1 protein-coding gene is annotated in these 21887 nt (G+C 47.9%); it reads left to right on the forward strand.

What is annotated here, in order from left to right:
* Window positions 1-50: 50 nt before the first annotated feature.
* Window positions 51-21755 carry a non-ribosomal peptide synthase/polyketide synthase gene (locus tag KIK04_RS21725; RefSeq protein WP_232275738.1) on the forward strand — a complete coding sequence of 7235 codons (21705 nt, stop codon included), beginning with the start codon at window positions 51-53 and terminating at the stop codon, window positions 21753-21755.
* Window positions 21756-21887: the final 132 nt, after the last annotated feature.

Consider the following 21887-nt stretch of genomic DNA (forward strand, 5'->3'; position numbering starts at 1 on the left):
AATGAGCTATTCGATCTAGAATAAATCTACTATAAGGTGGAGGAGCATACATGAGCTCAAAGATGGTTTTAGGTTCTAATATTGAGAATATTTACTCTCTTACCCCAGTACAGGAAGGGATGCTCTATCATAAGCTGATGAATGGTGATTCTACCGCTTATGTCGTTCAGCATCGTTTTGAACTGAACGGTATGATTAATGAAGTAAAGGTACAAGAGGCTATCCAACTTGTAACGATGAAGCATGACGTGTTAAGAACTTCCATCGTATTTGAGAAATTGACTGTGCCAAGACAAATTGTACTCAAGAACCGGACAATACAATATGAACGGATAGATGTATCGGATATTGCGGCAGATGATCGAAATAATGAAATGGATATGATTGCGCAACTTGATGTGGAGCGCGGGTTTGATCTACAACGCGATTCTTTATTAAGGGTCAAGCTCGTTCATTTTGGAGCAAACCAATATAAGATGTTATGGACTTTTCATCACATCATTATTGATGGTTGGAGCTTATCTATTTTGTTCAGTGATTTCAAAACGTATTATGACATGCTTGAACATGGAAAGAGCTTGGAATCTATCATTTCGATAGTGGAAACCGATAAGAAGAGAAGCGAAAAATATGGGGATTATGTGAAGTGGCTAGAGCAGCAAAATGCTACTGAAGGAATGGCGTATTGGGAAGAATTGTTATCTGACTATGATGGAACAGCGGATATAAAGTCAATGGAGCAAACGCCATTAACGGTGGAAACTGTTTCTTTGAGCGACATGACATTATCTAAAGAACAGACGGCAAGTTTGCAAAATCTCGCTGCCACCCATCATATTACGATGAATACGATTGTGGAAACAGCCTGGGGAATTGTTTTGCAAGCGTATACAGGTGCCAAAGATGTTGTTTATGGCAAGGTGATTTCAGGAAGGCATGTTGAAATTAGAGGAATTGAAAAAATTGTAGGTCCATTTATCGTGACGATTCCCGCAAGAATTAGGTATACAAAAGATGATAACGTTGTTGAAGTTTTGCAAAGCACGCAGCTACAAGGAACGAAAAGTACAGTTTATTCTTATTGTCCCTTACAGAAGATACTGAGTTTAACGAAGCAAAAATCAGAGTTAATCAAGTACTTATATGCCTTTGAAAATTATGAGATTGATGAGACTTTAGTGACACAGCACAGTGAGGGACTTGGGTTAAAAATAGAAGCTTATCGGGAGCAAACGAATTATGATTTAGTCTTAATCGCAAATTATGAACACGGGTTTTTGCGTTTTCAGATGCAGTATGCGTCAAATCGTTATGGATCAAAGGAAATAGAAGCAATGTTATTGCGCTTACAAGCTGTCTTACTCTCTTTCGCCAACAATCCAGAAATGAAGTTGTCTGAACTTGCGACGATAACAGAGAAAGAGAAAAAACAGATCCTAGGTGCATTTAATGATACGAGCTTACCGTATGCCAAGGATAAAACGATTCCAGCATTATGGGAAGAGCAGGTGGCTACCACACCAGATGCCATCGCCGTTGTATATGAAGATAACGATGTGACGTATGACGCGTTAAACCAAAAAATCAACCAAGTGGCATGGGCGCTTCGCAAACTGCACATTCAACCGGATGACCGCGTGGTTATCGTAGCAGAACGAAGTGTGGAGATGATTGCGGGGATGTATGGCATCATCAAAGCAGGTGGAGCGTATGTGCCGGTCGATCCTACCCTCCCAGCCGAGCGTATGCAGTTTATCCTAAATGACTGTAAACCAAAGGCCGTGCTAGTGTATCAGACGACGATGGAAACGGATCTGCCGACGATCAATTTGGCGGATGATAAGATCTGGGAAGGGCCGAGCGACAATCCGGAGCCAGTTAATCGCCCTGATGATTTGGCGTATATTATTTATACATCCGGAACGACGGGACAGCCGAAAGGGGTCATGTTAGCACACAGCGGCGTAGTGGCGATGAGGAGTTACTTGCAGGAGAAGTATGAAGTGACGCCGCAAGATAACGTGCTTCAGTTTGCCAACTATATATTTGACGCCTCCGTATGGGAGATGACATTGTCGCTGTTGTTGGGTGCAAAGCTAACTCTTGTGTCCCAAGCGGTAATAGCGGATGTGAGCAGCTTTAACGCTTTTGTGAAGAAACACGGAATCACGTTGACGTTGCTACCGCCGCAATACTATTTGCAGACGGATATAAGCGGACTACGGGTACTGACGACCGGGGGATCGGCAGCAAACGCGGAGATGATCGAAAAGGCGGGAAGCGGTACACGCTATATAAATGCCTATGGCCCGACGGAAAGTACCGTATTGGCGACGGGATGGGAATACGATGGAGAGAGTCACATTCCTTATCCGATACCAATTGGGAAACCAACGAGCAATACGCAAATCTATATGATGGATGGCATGAAGTTGTGCGGAATAGGTGAACCTGGAGAGTTATGTATTGCAGGCAGTGGTGTGGCCAAAGGATACTTGAATCTTCCGGAACTAACCGCAGAGAAGTTTATTGACAATCCTTACGGAGAAGGAAAACTATACCGGTCAGGGGACTTAGCTAAATGGTTGCCGGACGGGAACATTGCCTATTTAGGGCGCATAGATGATCAAGTGAAGATTAGAGGGTTCCGGATCGAGCCGGGAGAAGTAGAAAATGCGTTGCGTCAGCTCGAAGGAATCCAAGATGCGGCGGTCATCGTGCGGGAAACCCATGACGGAGAGAAGGCGCTGTTTGCGTACCTCATCTCGAAAGACCAAGTCCAGCTGCAAGCGGTGAGACGGGACTTGGAGGAAGTGCTGCCAGCTTATATGGTACCAGCGTATATGATGCAGATCGATCAACTGCCGATGACGCGCAACGGCAAGCTGGATAAAGGGGCGCTGCCAGAGATCGTAGCCGTAAGTGAGAAGGCATATACGGCTCCGAAAAACGAACTTGAAGCACAACTATGCGATATCTTTAGTGAAGTGCTGGGCGTAGAGCGAGTCGGCACGCAGGACAGCTTCTTTGAACTGGGCGGAGACTCGATCAAAGCAATCCGGATCGTGTCGAAGCTAAGAAGTGCAGGCTATCAGATCGCGATCAAAGATATTATGCAAAAGTATACCGTTGAGGCGATTAGCTATGCGGCACAAAAGTCTGTAATCGAGGAACAGTACGAGCAAGCTGAAGTAAGTGGCCTCGTACCTTTGACGCCGATCATTAGGGAGTTTGCGTCCTGGAAACTTTCTAAGCCGCATCACTTCAATCAGGATATGCTGATGGAGATTGATCTGGAAGATGAGAAGCAGCTTCGGAAAGTACTAGATGCCCTTATGGCGCATCATGATATCTTGAGATCCGTCTACCGGGAAGGTCAGCTAGAGATCGTAAAGGTGAGTGACAACAAAGCGTATGAGCTAAAGGTGTATGACTTTAGCGAAGAACAAGCAGCAGCAGAACTCATGGAAGCGGCATGTACGAAACTGCATAGCAGTATGGTTCTGGAAAAAGGACCACTGGTAAAGGTGGCGATGTTCCGGACGAGTGAAGGGAACTTGCTGTTTGTAGGGATCCATCATCTTGTGGTGGACGGCGTATCGTGGCGTATCCTGCAAGAAGATATCGGCACAGCGATCCAGCAAGTAAAAAAAGGAATCAAAATCCGATTCCCAGCAAAGACAGCGTCCTATAAGGCATGGGCGGAGGCGTTGGCAGAATATAAAGACAGCCCAATCTTGCAGAAAGAACGGGCGTACTGGGAACAAGTAGCTACGCAGATGGAGTCTGGGAAACTTGGCATGGACGAACCGACAGGAGAAAGCGGTTATGACAGTTGCACGATTCATTTCAATAAGGAAGAAACTGAGCAACTGATCCACCAAGCAGGTCGAGCGTATCATACCGAGATTAATGACTTGCTTATTAGCGCCTTGGGAATGGCCGTGAAGCAACTGACAGGGGCAAGCGATGTCACGATAGGCATGGAAGGACACGGAAGAGAATCGATTCATAAGCGGATCGATATCGATCGGACGATCGGATGGTTTACAAGTATATATCCGGTAGTGGTACCGTGTCATGAGGACATCACAGAAAGTATCATTGCAACCAAAGAGACGCTGCGAAAAGTTCCGAACCGAGGCCTTGGGTACGGTCTATTACAGGATGAATTGCCAGTCCGTCCGCTTGAAGTCATGTTTAACTACATGGGACAAATGGACGCGGAGGCGAAGGGGAAAAAGCTACGCTTCTTTAGTTCGGGCAAGGGATCAGCCGCTAAAAATACCGTCTTTCGCAAGCTGATCGTCAACGGGGGCATCATGGATGGAAAGCTACAGCTGGTGATCGGGTACAACCGATCCTATCTATCCCGTGAGAAGATGCAATCCTTTAGTGAACGATACCAAGCAGCGTTACTAGCGATAAAAGACCACTGTATCGCGGTAAAAGAAACGGTTCAGACACCGTCTGACTACCGATCAGCGTCTTTAACCCGAACGGATTTATCGGTCATTCAACAAGCAGTCGGGGGTTCATCTCAGGTCGAGCGCATATACGGACTCACTTCCCTGCAAAAAGGGATGCTTTACCATAGCATCGCCGAACCTGAATCTACAGCCTATCGAAACCAGAATGTGTTTATCGGGCAAGGCTATGCGGATGAGGACATGGTGAAGCAAGCACTCCACCTGCTTGCGATCCGGCATGAAGTGCTACGTACGGCGATTATTCATAAAAATATATCGATGCCAGCACAAGTCGTGATCCGAGAGAGGGAAGTGGAGTACGCAAGAACGGACCTCACGGGAGTAGAAGCGATCGTGCAGGCAGAACTGGTGGAAACGATCGCATACGATCAAATCCAGCGAGGCTTTGACCTGGCACAAGACCCGTTATTGCGTGTACACCATGTCGTCCTGTCACAAGACCGTTATCAATTGATCTGGGATTTCCATCACATTATTATGGATGGTTGGAGTGTATCGGCGGTATACGGGGAGTTCAATCGACTGTATCAAGCGCTACAACAAGGGGCTTTGGCATCTGATCTCAAGCAGCAGGTCATGAAGGACAAGCAAGATCAGGCTTCCTACGAAGATTATATCGTATGGCTAGAAAAACAGGATCAAGACAAAGGGCTGTCATACTGGTCAGACGTATTAGCAGGGTATGAAGAAATCGCGGAGATCAAACCGGTGTATACTCCGCAAGCGAGCGAACAGCAAGTGGATCGCCTAGCGATTACCTTAACACCTGAGGACCGAGCGCGGATCAAAGAACTGACATCCACTCATCGAATGACGGTGAGTAATGTCGTGGAAACGGCGTGGGGAATGGTCTTGCAAGCCTACAGCGGACAAAAAGATGTCGTATTCGGGAAAGTCACATCTGGACGGCAAAGCGATGTGCGTGGAATCGAAGATATCGTCGGTCTGTTTATTAATACGATCCCGGTGCGTGTAGCGAGCAAAGAAGGCATGAGTGTCATGAGCCTGCTCAAAGACATGCAACAGCAAGGGTCGGAAAGTGAACAGTATGCGTATTGTTCGCTTGCAGAGATTCAAGCACAGACGGAGCAGAAACAGCACTTGATTCAAGTGCTCTATGTGTTTGAAAACTATTATGTCGATACAGACACGCTTACAGATTTCACGTATAAGATCGTATCTGGCCGCGATCAAAACCAGTACAACTTGACGCTATGCGCATACGAGTCGGGAGAGAAGATCGTATGTGAAATGCTATACAATCCAAATAGGTATGCACGTGAGGACATTGCACAAGTGCTTGCGCGGCTCGAACATGTGCTGCATGCCTTAGCCGTAAACCCAGAAATGAAGTTGTCTGAACTAGAAACGACAACGGAAGAAGAAAAAGAGCAGATCCTAGGTGCGTTTCAAACGAAGCCAACTCCATATCCGCATGAGGAATCGATCAAAAGCTTATTCGAGGCGCAGGTGAAGAAAACACCGGATCGGATAGCGGTATCTTGCGGGACGGAGCAACTGACGTATGCGGAGTTGAATGCGAAGGCGAATATCGTTGCCAATAGGCTGCTTGCTACTAAAGCTGAGAGCGAAACAGGCAATGGCGAAACGATGGTAGCGTTACTGTTAGAACGTAATATCGATATGGTCATTGGAATACTTGGTGTAGTGAAGGCTGGATATGTTTATGTGCCAATCGATCCAGAGGCGCCGCAAGACCGTATCCAGTATACGCTGGCAGACAGCGGTGCAAGCTTGCTTCTTGTCAATCAAGGAAAAGAGCGGATGGTTTCACTTCCTGAAGGAAATATGTATGCGATAGAGCATTTGTATGCGGATGAATCGGATACAGCATGGGGTGCACGGGGTGCAGAACTACAAGCGAATCCGGATGTATCCATCGCACCGCAAGATGCTCTATATATCATCTATACGTCAGGGACGACCGGTGAGCCGAAGGGAACGATAATCGAACATGAATGCGTCGTTCGGTTGATGCATAACGATGACATGCCGTTTGATTTCCATGAAGAGGATGTATGGAGCCTATTTGCAGCCTACAACTTTGACGTATCGGTATGGGAAATGTACGGAGCGCTCTTATACGGAGGTCACCTCGTCGTCATACCAAACGACGCCAAAAAAGATAGTTATGCCTTTTTAGATATATTGCGTGAAAAAAGGGTGACCGTACTCAACCAAGTGCCTTCTTCTTTTTATAACCTGATGCAAGTAGAGCTAGAAGAAGCAGGTGAGAGACTATACGTCAAACATCTCATCTTTGCTGGAGAGGCGCTACAAGTAGGGAAATTAAAGGCATGGCATGTGAAGTATCCGGAGATGAATCTCGTGAATATGTACGGGATAACCGAGACGACGGTCCATGTCACGTACAAAGCGATCACGGCAGAAGATATTGCGCTAGATGTAAACGATGTCGGAAAAGCGCTCCCTACACTGAAGATTTATATGCTAGATGGGGACAAGCTATGCGGAATTGGTGTGCCTGGGGAACTGTGTGTGGCAGGCGTCGGCGTCGCAAGAGGCTACCTCAACAAACCGGAACTAACAAATAAAAAATTCGTAGCGAACCCTTTTGTACCTGGGGAGCGGATGTACCGGTCAGGGGACTTAGCCAAATGGTTGCCGGACGGAAATATAGCCTATTTGGGGCGCATAGATGACCAAGTGAAGATCAGGGGATTCCGGATAGAGATCGGGGAAGTACAAAATGCACTGCGACAGTTAGCGGGAATCCAAGATGCGGCGGTCATCGTACGGGAAACCCAAGACGGAGAGAAAGCGCTGTTCGCTTACCTCATCTCGAAAGATCAAGTCCAACTGCAAGCAGTGAGACGGGACTTGGAGGAAGTGTTGCCAGCTTATATGGTACCAGCGTATATGATGCAGATCGATCAACTGCCGGTGACGCGCAACGGAAAGCTGGACAAACGGGCGCTGCCGGAGATCGTGGTCGTAAGTGAGAAGGCATACACGGCTCCGAAAAACGAACTTGAGGCACAACTATGCGATATCTTTAGTGAAGTACTGGGCGTAGAGCGAGTTGGCACGCAGGACAGCTTCTTTGAGCTAGGCGGGGACTCCATCAAAGCGATCCGGATCGTGTCGAAGTTAAGAAGTGCAGGCTATCAGATCGCGATCAAAGATATTATGCAAAAGTATACCGTCGAGGCGATTAGCTATGCGGCACAAAAGTCTGCTGTAGAGGAACAGTACGAGCAAGGTGAGGTAAGTGGCCTCGTACCGCTGACACCGATCATCAGGGAGTTTGCGTCTTGGAATCTTCCAAAGCCAGACCACTTCAATCAGGACATGCTGATGGAGATTGATCTGGACGATGAGCAGCAGCTTCGGAAAGTGCTAGATGCCCTTATGGCGCATCATGATATCTTGAGATCCGTCTATCGGGAAGGTCAGCTAGAGATCGTAAAGGTGAGTGACAGCAAAGCGTATGAGCTAAAGGTGTATGACTTTAGCGAAGAACAAGCAGTAGCAGAACTCATGGAAGCGGCATGTACAGAACTGCATAGCAGTATGGTTCTGGAAAAAGGGCCGCTGGTGAAGGCGGCGATGTTCCGGACGGGTGAAGGGAACCTACTGTTTGTAGGAATCCATCATCTTGTGGTGGACGGTGTATCGTGGCGTATCTTGCAAGAAGATATCGACACAGCGATCCAGCAAGTAAAAGAAGGGACCAAGATCGGCTTCCCAGCAAAGACAGCGTCCTATCAGGCATGGGCGGAGGCGTTGGTAGAATACAAGGACACCTCCCTCTTGCAGAAAGAACGGGCGTACTGGGAACAAATCGCCGCGCAGATGGCGGCAGGCGAACTCGGGATGAACGAACCGACAGGAGAAAGCGGTTATGACAGTTGCACGATCCATTTCAATAAGGAAGAAACTGAGCAACTGATCCAACAATCAGGTCGGGCCTATCATACCGAGATCAATGACTTGCTTATTAGTGCCCTGGGAATGGCCTTGCAGAAACTAACAGGGGCAAACGATGTCACGATAGGCATGGAAGGACACGGTAGGGAACCGATTCATACGCGGATCGATATCGACCGGACGATCGGATGGTTTACAAGTATATATCCGGTAGTGGTACCGTGTCATGAGGACATCACAGAAAGTATCATTGCAACCAAAGAGACGCTGCGTAAAGTTCCGAACCGAGGCCTTGGGTACGGTCTATTACAGGATGAATTGCCAGTCCGTCCGCTTGAAGTCATGTTTAACTACATGGGACAAATGGACGCGGAAGCGAAGGGGAAAAAGCTACGCTTCTTTAGTTCGGGCAAGGGATCAGCCGCTGAAAATACCGTCTTTCGCAAGCTGATCGTCAACGGGGGCATCCTAGATGGACAGCTGCAGCTGGTGATCGGGTATAACCGATCCTATCTATCCCGTGAGAAGATGCAATCCTTTAGTGAACGATACCAAGCAGCGTTACTAGCGATAAAAGACCACTGTATCGCGATAAAAGAAACGGTTCAGACACCGTCTGACTACCGAGCAGCGTCTTTAACCCGAACGGATTTATCGGTCATTCAACAAGCAGTCGGGGGTTCATCTCAGGTCGAGCGCATATACGGACTCACTTCCCTGCAAAAAGGGATGCTCTACCATAGCATCGCCGAACCTGAATCGACAGCCTATCGAAACCAGAATGTGTTTATCGGGCAAGGCTATGCGGATGAGCACATGGTGAAGCATGCACTCCACCTGCTTGCGATCCGGCATGAAGTGCTACGTACGGCGATTATTCATAAAAATATATCGATGCCAGCGCAAGTCGTGATCCGAGAGAGGGAAGTGGAATACACAAGAACGGACCTCACGGGAGTAGAAGCGATCGTGCAGGCAGAACTGGTGGAAACGATCGCATACGATCAAATCCAGCGAGGCTTTGACCTTGCACAAGACTCGTTATTGCGTGTACACCACGTCGTCCTGTCACAAGATCGTTATCAATTGATCTGGAATTTCCATCACATTATTATGGATGGCTGGTGTCTATCCGCAGTATACGGGGAGTTCAATCGACTGTATCAAGCGCTGCAACAAGGGGCTTTACCAGCGGATCTCAAGCAGCAGATCATGAAGGACAAGCAAGATCACGCCTCCTACGAAGATTATATCGTATGGCTAGAAAAACAGGATCAAGACAAAGGGATGTCTTACTGGTCAGACGTATTAGCAGGGTATGAAGAAATCGCGGAGATCAAACCGGTGTATACCCCGCAAGCGAGCGAACAGCAAGTGGAGCGCCTAGCGATTACCTTAACACCTGAGGACCGATTGCGGATCAAAGAATTGACTTCCGCTCATCGAATGACAGTGAGTAATGTCGTGGAAACGGCGTGGGGAATGGTCTTGCAAGCCTACAGCGGACAAAAAGATGTCGTATTCGGGAAAGTCACATCTGGACGGCAAAGCGATGTGCGCGGAATCGAAGATATCGTCGGTCTGTTTATTAATACGATCCCGGTGCGTGTAACGAGCAAAGAGGGCATGAGTGCAATAAGCCTGCTGAATGATATGCAACAGCAAGGGTCGGAAAGTGAACAGTATGCGTATTGTTCGCTTGCAGAGATTCAAGCACAGACGGAGCAGAAACAACACTTGATTCAAGTGCTCTATGCGTTTGAAAACTATTATGTGGATGAGAATAAGCTAACCGATTTCACGTATCAGATTACGTCATCCCGTGACCAACCGCCATATCATTTGACGTTATGCGCATACGAGTCGGGAGAGAACATCGTCTGTGAAATGCTTTACAATCCGAATGTGTATGCGAATGAGGACATTGTACACATGCTTGCGCGGCTCGAACATGTGCTACATGCCTTTGCCGAAAACCCAGAAATGAAGTTGTCTGAACTTGAGACGACAACGGAAGAAGAAAAAGAACAGATCCTAGGTGCATTTAATGATACGAGCTTACCGTATGCCAAGGATAAAACGATTCCAGCATTATGGGAAGAGCAGGTGGCTACCACACCAGATGCCATCGCCGTTGTATATGAAGATAACGATGTGACGTATGACGCGCTAAACCAAAAAATCAACCAAGTGGCATGGGCGCTTCGCAAACTGCACATTCAACCGGATGACCGCGTGGTTATCGTAGCAGAACGAAGTGTGGAGATGATTGCGGGGATGTATGGCATCATCAAAGCAGGTGGAGCGTATGTGCCAGTCGATCCTACCCTCCCAGCCGAGCGTATGCAGTTTATTCTAAATGACTGCAAACCAAAGGCCGTGCTGGTGTATCAGACGACGATGGAAACGGATCTGCCGACGATCAATTTGGCGGATGATAAGATCTGGGAAGGGCCGAGCGACAATCCGGAGCCAGTTAATCGCCCCGATGATTTGGCGTATATTATTTATACATCCGGAACGACGGGACAGCCGAAAGGGGTCATGTTAGCACACAGCGGCGTAGTGGCGATGAGGAGTTACTTGCAGGAGAAGTATGAAGTAACGCCGCAAGATAACGTGCTTCAGTTTGCCAACTATATATTTGACGCCTCCGTATGGGAGATGACATTGTCGCTGTTGTTGGGTGCAAAGCTAACTCTTGTGTCCCAAGCGGTAATAGCGGATGTGAGCAGCTTTAACGCTTTTGTGAAGAAACACGGAATCACGTTGACGTTGCTACCGCCGCAATACTATTTGCAGACGGATATAAGCGGACTACGGGTACTGACGACCGGGGGATCGGCAGCAAACGCGGAGATGATCGAAAAGGCGGGAAGCGGTACACGCTATATGAATGCCTATGGACCGACGGAAAGTACCGTATTGGCGACGGGATGGGAATACGATGGAGAGAGTCACATTCCTTATCCGATACCGATTGGGAAACCAACGAGTAATACGCAAATCTATATGATGGATGGCATGAAGCTGTGCGGAATAGGAGTACCTGGGGAGTTATGTATTGCAGGCAGCGGTGTGGCCAAAGGATACTTGAATCTTCCGGAACTAACCGCAGAGAAGTTTATTGACAATCCATACGGAGAAGGAAAACTGTACCGGTCAGGGGACTTAGCTAAATGGTTGCCGGACGGGAACATTGCCTATTTAGGGCGCATAGATGATCAAGTGAAGATTAGAGGGTTCCGGATCGAGCCGGGAGAAGTAGAAAATGCGTTGCGTCAGCTCGAAGGAATCCAAGATGCGGCGGTCATCGTGCGGGAAACCCATGACGGAGAGAAGGCGCTGTTTGCGTACCTCATCTCGAAAGACCAAGTCCAGCTGCAAGCGGTGAGACGGGGCTTGGAGGAAGTGCTGCCAGCTTATATGGTACCAGCGTATATGATGCAGATCGATCAACTGCCGATGACGCGCAACGGCAAGCTGGATAAAGGGGCGCTGCCAGAGATCGTGGCCGTAAGTGAGAAGGCATACACGGCTCCGAAAAACGAACTTGAGGCACAACTATGCCATATCTTTAGTGAAGTACTGGGCGTAGAGCGAGTCGGTACGCAGGACAGCTTCTTTGAACTGGGCGGAGACTCGATCAAAGCAATCCGGATCGTGTCGAAGCTAAGAAGTGCAGGCTATCACGTTGCCATCAAAGATATCATGCAAAAGTATACCGTTGAGGCGATTAGCTATGCGGCACAAAAGTCTGCCCTAGAGGAACAATACGATCAAGAGGAAGTAAGCGGTAGCGTACCGCAGACACCGATCGTCAGAGAGTTTGCCTCCTGGAATCTTTCTAAGCCACACCATTTCAATCAGGATATGCTGATGGAGATTGATCTGGAAGAGGAGAAGCAGCTTCGGAAAGTACTAGATGCCCTTATGGCACATCATGATATCCTGAGAGCCGTCTACCGGGAAGGTCAGCTAGAGATCGTAAAAGTGAGTGACAACAAAGCATATGAACTAAAGGTGTATGACTATAGCAAAGAACAAGCAGCAGTAAAATTAATGGAAGCGGCATGTACGGATCTGCATAGCAGCATCAACTTAGAAGAAGGCCCGCTGGTGAAGGCAGCGATGTTCCGGACGGATGAAGGGAATCTGCTGTTTGTGGCGATCCATCATCTGGTGGTGGACGGGGTATCGTGGCGTATCCTGCAGGAAGATATCAGTACGGCCATCCAGCAAGTAAAAGAAGGGGCAAAGATCCAATTCCCGGCAAAGACAGCGTCCTATAAGGCATGGGCGGAGGCGTTGGCAGAATATAAGGAGAGCCACCTGCTGCAGAAGGAGCGGACGTACTGGGAGCAAGTAGCCACGCAGATGGTGGCGGGCGAACTCGGGATGGACGAACAGACGGGAGAAAGCGGGTACGGCAGTTGCACGATACAATTAAATGAAAAAGAAACCGAGCAGCTAATTCACCAATCAGGTCGGGCATATCATACCGAGATCAATGACTTGCTTATCAGCGCCTTGGGAATGGCCGTGAAGCAACTGACAGGGGCAAGCGATGTCACGATAGGCATGGAAGGACACGGAAGGGAACCGATTCATAAGCGGATCGATATCGATCGGACGGTCGGATGGTTCACAAGTATGTATCCGGTAGTGGTACCGTGTCATGAGGATCTAGCAGAAAGCATCATTACAACCAAAGAGATGCTACGTAAGATCCCGAACCGGGGCCTTGGATATGGTCTGTTACAGGAAGAATTGCCGGTACGTCCGTTTGAAGTCATGTTTAACTACATGGGACAAATGGACGCAGAGGCGAAGGGGAAAAAACTACACTTCTTTAGTTCAGGTAAGGGATCTGCCGATGAAAATATCGTCATCCGCAAGATGATCATCAACGGGGGTATCTTAGACGGGAAGCTGCAGCTGGCGATCGGGTATAACCGGTCCTATCTATCCCATGATCGGATGCAATCCTTTAGTGAACGATACCAGGCAGCGTTACTGGCGATAAAAGACCACTGTATCGCGGTAAAAGAAACGGTTCGGACACCGTCTGACTACCGGACAGCGTATTTAACCCGAACGGACTTGTCGGTCATTGAACAAACAGTGGGGGGCTCCTCTCAGATAGAGCGAATCTATGAACTTACTTCCCTGCAGAAAGGGATGCTCTATCATAGCATCGCCGAACCTGAATCGACAGCCTATCGAAACCAGAATGTGTTTATCGGGCAAGGCTATGCGGATGAGGAGATGGTGAAGCAAGCACTCCACCTGCTTGCGATACGGCACGAAGTGCTACGTACGGCGATTATTCATAAAGACATATCGATGCCCAAACAAGTCGTGATCCGAGAGAGGGACGTGGAATACACAAGAACGGACCTCGCGGGAGTAGAAGTGATCGTGCAGGCAGAACTGGTGGAAACGATCGCATACGATCAAATCCAGCGAGGCTTTGACCTTGCACAAGACTCGTTATTGCGTGTACACCACGTCGTCCTGTCACAAGACCGTTATCAATTGATCTGGAATTTCCATCACATTATTATGGATGGCTGGTGTCTATCCGCAGTATACGGGGAGTTCAATCGACTGTATCAAGCGCTGCAACAAGGGGCTTTACCAGCGGATCTCAAGCAGCAGATCATGAAGGACAAGCAAGATCACGCCTCCTACGAAGATTATATCGTATGGCTAGAAAAACAGGATCAAGACAAAGGGCTGTCTTACTGGTCAGACGTATTAGCAGGGTATGAAGAAATCGCGGAGATCAAACCGGTGTATACTCCGCAAGCGAGCGAACAGCAAGTGGAGCGCCTAGCGATTACCCTAACACCTGAGGACCGAGCGCGGATCAAAGAATTGACTTCCGCTCATCGAATGACGGTGAGTAATGTCGTGGAAACGGCGTGGGGAATGGTGCTGCAAGCCTACAGCGGACAAAAAGATGTCGTATTCGGGAAAGTCACATCTGGACGGCAAAGCGATGTGCGTGGAATCGAAGATATCGTCGGTCTGTTTATTAATACGATCCCGGTGCGTGTAGCGAGCAAAGACGGCATGAGTGTTATGAGCCTGCTCAAAGACATGCAACAGCAAGGGTCGGAAAGTGAACAGTATGCGTATTGTTCGCTTGCAGAGATTCAAGCACAGACGGAGCAGAAACAGCACTTGATTCAAGTGCTCTATGTGTTTGAAAACTATTATGTCGATACAGACACGCTTACAGATTTCACGTATAAGATCGTATCTGGCCGCGATCAAAACCAGTACAACTTGACGTTATGCGCATACGAGTCGGGAGAGAAGATCGTATGTGAAATGCTATACAATCCAAATAGGTATGCACGTGAGGACATTGCACAAGTGCTTGCGCGGCTCGAACATGTGCTGCATGCCTTAGCCATAAACCCAGAAATGAAGTTGTCTGAACTAGAGACGACAACAGAAGAAGAAAAAGAGCAGATCCTAGGTGCGTTTCAAACGAAGCCAACTCCATATCCGCATGAGGAATCGATCAAAAGCTTATTCGAGGCGCAGGTGAAGAAAACACCAGATCGGATAGCGGTATCTTGCGGGACGGAGCAACTGACGTATGCGGAGTTGAATGCGAAGGCGAATATCGTTGCCAATAGGCTGCTTGCTACTAAAGCCGAGAGCGAAACAGGCAAAGGCGAAACGATGGTAGCGTTACTGTTAGAACGTAATATCGATATGGTCATTGGAATACTTGGTGTAGTGAAGGCTGGATATGTTTATGTGCCAATCGATCCAGAGGCGCCGCAAGACCGTATCCAGTATACGCTGGCAGACAGTGGCGCAAGCTTGCTTCTTGTCAATCAAGGAAAAGAGCGGATGGTTTCACTTCCGCAAGGACATATGTATGCGATAGAACATTTGTATGCGGATGAACCAAGTATATCGGATGTGCCAAACAGAACAGAACTGGAAGCCAATCCGGATGTATCCATCGCACCGCAAGATGCTCTATATATCATCTATACGTCAGGGACGACCGGTGAGCCGAAGGGAACGATAATCGAACATGAATGCGTCGTTCGGTTGATGCATAACGATGACATGCCGTTTGATTTCCATGAAGAGGATGTATGGAGCCTATTTGCAGCCTACAACTTTGACGTATCGGTATGGGAAATGTACGGAGCACTCTTATACGGAGGTCACCTCGTCGTCATACCAAACGACGCCAAAAAAGATAGTTATGCCTTTTTAGATATATTGCGTGAAAAAAGGGTGACCGTACTCAACCAAGTGCCATCCTCTTTTTATAATCTGATGCAAGTAGAGCTAGAAGAAGCAGGTGAGAGACTGCACGTCAAACATCTCATCTTTGCTGGAGAGGCGTTGCAAGTAGGAAAGTTAAAGGCATGGCATGAAAAGTATCCAGAAATGAACATCGTAAATATGTACGGGATAACCGAGACGACGGTCCATGTCACGTACAAAGCGATCACGGCAGAAGATATTGCGCTAGATGTAAACGATGTCGGAAAAGCGCTCCCTACACTGAAGATTTATATGCTAGATGGGGACAAGCTATGCGGAATTGGTGTGCCTGGGGAACTGTGCGTGGCAGGCGTTGGCGTTGCAAGAGGCTACCTCAACAAACCGGAACTCACGAATAAAAAATTCGTAGCGAACCCTTTTGTACCCGGGGAGCGGATGTACCGATCAGGGGACTTAGCCAAATGGTTGCCGGACGGAAATATAGCCTATTTGGGGCGCATAGATGACCAAGTGAAGATCAGGGGATTCCGGATAGAGATAGGGGAAGTACAAAATGCACTGCGGCAGCTCGAAGGAATCCAAGACGCGGCGGTCATCGTACGGGATACCCAAGACGGAGAGAAAGCGCTGTTCGCTTACCTCATCTCGAAAGATCGAGTCCAACTGCAAATAGTGAGACGGGACTTGGAGGAAGTGCTGCCGGCCTATATGGTGCCAGCATATATGATGCAGATCGAACAACTGCCGGTGACGCGCAACGGCAAGCTGGATAAACGGGCGCTGCCGGAGATTGTGGTCGTAAGTGAGAAGGCATACACGGCTCCGAAAAACGAACTTGAAGCACAACTATGCGATATTTTTAGTGAAGTACTGGGCGTAGAGAGAGTCGGCACGCAGGACAGCTTCTTTGAGCTAGGTGGGGACTCGATCAAAGCAATACGGATCGTGTCGAAGCTAAGAAGTGCAGGCTATCAGATCGCGATCAAAGATATTATGCAAAAGTATACCGTTGAGGCGATTAGTTATGCGGCACAAAAGTCTGCCGTAGAGGAACAGTACGAGCAAGGTGAGGTAAGTGGCCTCGTACCGCTGACACCGATCATCAGGGAGTTTGCGTCTTGGAATCTCCCAAAGCCAGACCACTTCAATCAGGACATGCTGATGGAGATAGATCTGGACGATGAGCAGCAGCTTCGGAAAGTGCTAGATGCCCTTATGGCACATCATGATATCTTGAGATCCGTCTACCGGGAAGGCCAGCTAGAGATTCTAGGGATGAGTGATAGCAAAGCGTATGAGCTAAAGGTGTATGACTTTAGCGAAGAACAAGCAGTAGCAGAACGAATGAATGCGGTATGTACGGAGTTGCATAGCAGTATCAACTTAGAAAAAGGCCCGCTGGTGAAGGCGGCGATGTTCCGGACGGGTGAAGGGAACCTACTGTTTGTAGGAATCCATCATCTTGTGGTGGACGGTGTATCCTGGCGTATCCTGCAAGAAGATATTGGCACAGCGATCCAGCAAGTAAAAGAAGGGGCCAAGATCCGATTCCCAGCAAAGACAGCGTCCTATCAGGCATGGGCAGAAGCGCTGGTAGAATATAAGGACACCTCTCTCTTGCAGAAAGAACGGGCGTACTGGGAACAAGTCGCCGCGCAGATGGCGGCAGGCGAACTCGGGATGAACGAACAGACGGGAGAAAGTGGCTATGACAGTTGCACGATCCATTTCAATAAGGAAGAAACTGAGCAACTGATCCAACAATCAGGTCGGGCCTATCATACCGAGATCAATGACTTGCTTATTAGCGCCCTGGGAATGGCCTTGCAGAAACTAACAGGGGCAAACGATGTCACGATAGGCATGGAAGGACACGGTAGGGAACCGATTCATAAGCGGATCGATATCGACCGGACGATCGGATGGTTTACAAGTATATATCCGGTAGTGGTACCGTGTCATGAGGACATCACAGAAAGTATCATTGCAACCAAAGAGACGCTGCGTAAAGTTCCGAACCGAGGCCTTGGGTACGGTCTATTACAGGATGAATTGCCAGTCCGTCCGCTTGAAGTCATGTTTAACTACATGGGACAAATGGACGCGGAAGCGAAGGGGAAAAAGCTACGCTTCTTTAGTTCGGGCAAGGGATCAGCCGCTGAAAATACCGTCTTTCGCAAGCTGATCGTCAACGGGGGCATCCTAGATGGACAGCTGCAGCTGGTGATCGGGTATAACCGATCCTATCTATCCCGTGAGAAGATGCAATCCTTTAGTGAACGATACCAAGCAGCGTTACTAGCGATAAAAGACCACTGTATCGCGATAAAAGAAACGGTTCAGACACCGTCTGACTACCGAGCAGCGTCTTTAACCCGAACGGATTTATCGGTCATTCAACAAGCAGTCGGGGGTTCATCTCAGGTCGAGCGCATATACGGACTCACTTCCCTGCAAAAAGGGATGCTCTACCATAGCATCGCCGAACCTGAATCGACAGCCTATCGAAACCAGAATGTGTTTATCGGGCAAGGCTATGCGGATGAGCACATGGTGAAGCATGCACTCCACCTGCTTGCGATCCGGCATGAAGTGCTACGTACGGCGATTATTCATAAAAATATATCGATGCCAGCGCAAGTCGTGATCCGAGAGAGGGAAGTGGAATACACAAGAACGGACCTCACGGGAGTAGAAGCGATCGTGCAGGCAGAACTGGCGGAAACGATCGCATACGATCAAATCCAGCGAGGCTTTGACCTTGCACAAGAATCGTTATTGCGTGTACACCACGTCGTCCTGTCACAAGACCATTATCAATTGATCTGGAATTTCCATCACATTATTATGGATGGCTGGTGTCTATCCGCAGTATACGGGGAGTTCAATCGACTGTATCAAGCGCTGCAACAAGGGGCTTTACCAGCGGATCTCAAGCAGCAGATCATGAAGGACAAGCAAGATCACGCCTCCTACGAAGATTATATCGTATGGCTAGAAAAACAGGATCAAGACAAAGGGCTGTCTTACTGGTCAGACGTATTAGCAGGGTATGAAGAAATCGCGGAGATCAAACCGGTGTATACTCCGCAAGCGAGCGAACAGCAAGTGGAGCGCCTAGCGATTACCTTAACACCTGAGGACCGAGCGCGGATCAAAGAATTGACTTCCGCTCATCGAATGACGGTGAGTAATGTCGTGGAAACGGCGTGGGGAATGGTCTTGCAAGCCTACAGCGGACAAAAAGATGTCGTATTCGGGAAAGTCACATCTGGACGGCAAAGCGATGTGCGTGGAATCGAAGATATCGTCGGTCTGTTTATTAATACGATCCCGGTACGTGTAGCGAGCAAAGAAGGCATGAGTGTTATGAACCTGCTCAAAGACATGCAACAGCAAGGGTCGGAAAGTGAACAGTATGCGTATTGTTCGCTTGCAGAGATTCAAGCACAGACGGAGCAGAAACAACACTTGATTCAAGTGCTCTATGCGTTTGAAAACTATTATGTGGATGAGAATAAGCTAACCGATTTCACGTATCAGATTACGTCATCCCGTGACCAACCGCCATATCATTTGACGTTATGCGCATACGAGTCGGGAGAGAACATCGTCTGTGAAATGCTTTACAATCCGAATGTGTATGCGAATGAGGACATTGTACACATGCTTGCGCGGCTCGAACATGTGCTACATGCCTTCGCCGTAAACCCAGAAATGAAGTTGTCTGAACTTGCGACGATAACAGAGAAAGAGAAAAAACAGATCCTAGGTGCATTTAATGATACGAGCTTACCGTATGCCAAGGATAAAACGATTCCAGCATTATGGGAAGAGCAGGTGGCTACCACACCAGATGCCATCGCCGTTGTATATGAAGATAACGATGTGACGTATGACGCGTTAAACCAAAAAATCAACCAAGTGGCATGGGCGCTTCGCAAACTGCACATTCAACCGGGTGACCGCGTGGTTATCGTAGCAGAACGAAGTGTGGAGATGATTGCCGGGATGTATGGCATCATCAAAGCAGGTGGAGCGTATGTGCCAGTCGATCCTACCCTCCCAGCCGAGCGTATGCAGTTTATCCTAAATGACTGCAAACCAAAGGCCGTGCTGGTGTATCAGACGACGATGGAAACGGATCTGCCGACGATCAATTTGGCGGATGATAAGCTCTGGGAAGGGCCGAGTGACAATCCGGAGCCAGTTAATCGCCCCGATGATTTGGCGTATATTATTTATACATCCGGAACGACGGGACAGCCGAAAGGGGTCATGTTAGCACACAGCGGCGTAGTGGCGATGAGGAGTTACTTGCAGGAGAAGTATGAAGTGACGCCGCAAGATAACGTGCTTCAGTTTGCCAACTATATATTTGACGCCTCCGTATGGGAGATGACATTGTCGCTGTTGTTGGGTGCAAAGCTAACTCTTGTGTCCCAAGCGGTAATAGCGGATGTGAGCAGCTTTAACGCTTTTGTGAAGAAACACGGAATCACGTTGACGTTGCTACCGCCGCAATACTATTTGCAGACGGATATAAGCGGACTACGGGTACTGACGACCGGGGGATCGGCAGCAAACGCGGAGATGATCGAAAAGGCGGGAAGCGGTACACGCTATATGAATGCCTATGGCCCGACGGAAAGTACCGTATTGGCGACGGGATGGGAATACGATGGAGAGAGTCACATTCCTTATCCGATACCGATTGGGAAACCAACGAGTAATACGCAAATCTATATGATGGATGGCATGAAGCTGTGCGGAATAGGAGTACCTGGGGAGTTATGTATTGCAGGCAGCGGTGTGGCCAAAGGATACTTGAATCTTCCGGAACTAACCGCAGAGAAGTTTATTGACAATCCATACGGAGAAGGAAAACTGTACCGGTCAGGGGACTTAGCCAAATGGTTGCCGGACGGGAACATAGCTTATTTAGGCCGTATGGATGATCAAGTGAAGATCAGAGGATTCCGGATCGAGCTGGGAGAAGTGGAAAGTGCACTACGGCAGCTGGCAGGAATCCAAGATGCGGTTGTGGTTGCAACTAATACTCATGAGAACCAATCGTTATGTGGGTATATAGTATCTCATACAGTGGTTGATCCATTTGAGATTAAACAAAACTTAAAGAAGTACCTTCCATCGTACATGATTCCATCGTTTATTGTGCAATTGGAGGAAATTCCTGTCACAAGATCAGGAAAAGTGGATAAACATCGGTTGCCTTCGCCAAACGTGCGAGCCCTTGTGGAACAAGATACATTTGTTGCCGCGCAAAACGATAGGGAGAAGGAACTTGTAACCATTTGGCGTGACATTCTTGTGAGTGAGCAAATCGGTATTCATGATAATTTCTTTGATCTAGGCGGAAATTCATTATTAATCATGAGTATGCTGGCTCGAATTGAAGAGAGGTACCCAGGTATTGTAAAAGTGGGCGATATATTCGCAAATCCTACTATCGCCCAGCTGGCAACGTTCATAGATGTAAGCAGTCAAACAGCCTTGAGATGTGCACAAATTCCGTTCCCAGATTCGTATCTGTTAGGTAGTAGGAACAAGGAATTCGTATTCCGTTTCCAAGATAACAGTGATTTATTCCATGTACTGAAGGAAATGCAATCAGAGAACGAGACAGCACTAGAGTCGTGGCTAATGTTTCTGTACACATATAGTGTTATCGAGGCGACAGGTCAGCAGGAGCTATCGGTTTGCTATGGGGCGAATAGTACTTTTTCATCGTTCGAGATCAGTAATCATGACGACTTGAATGTATTGTTGGAGAACGTAAAAAGCAAGAACCAAGCAGCTCCAAAATATACTCAAGCAAAATTTGTTATTGATTACAAGCAAAATGGGTTATTTCCGATGTTTTTATATCAGTTCACAGGAAATAAAGGCTATACAGAATACTGTGATTTCTCATTCTCTTTTACTATGAATGAAGAAGCTGTTTATTTTGAGGCAAAGATTTTAAATCGCACCCTCAGTTCGGATTATATTCAATCGTTGTTTTTAAGATGGATTCAGATTGTCCAGCATGTCAGTTTGAAAGATAAAGATAATAACAAAGTATGATAGGAGCCATTCCTGTAATAAATGAATTCGAGGTTTGAATGAAAAAAGCGCCTTCTGTATGCTGGGGAACGTTCGATCCAAAGAACAAATCCCAGCACAGGAGGCACTCTAAAATGAAATATAAACACATCA

Origin of the sequence: Paenibacillus sp. 481 (assembly GCF_021223605.1) — a bacterium.
Lineage (GTDB): Bacteria > Bacillota > Bacilli > Paenibacillales > Paenibacillaceae > Paenibacillus_B.

What these genes read in the sequence shown, in the direction of transcription:
- KIK04_RS21725 (WP_232275738.1), top strand. Translation starts at nt 51, where the DNA reads ATGAGCTCAAAGATGGTTTTAGGTTCTAATATTGAGAATATTTACTCT.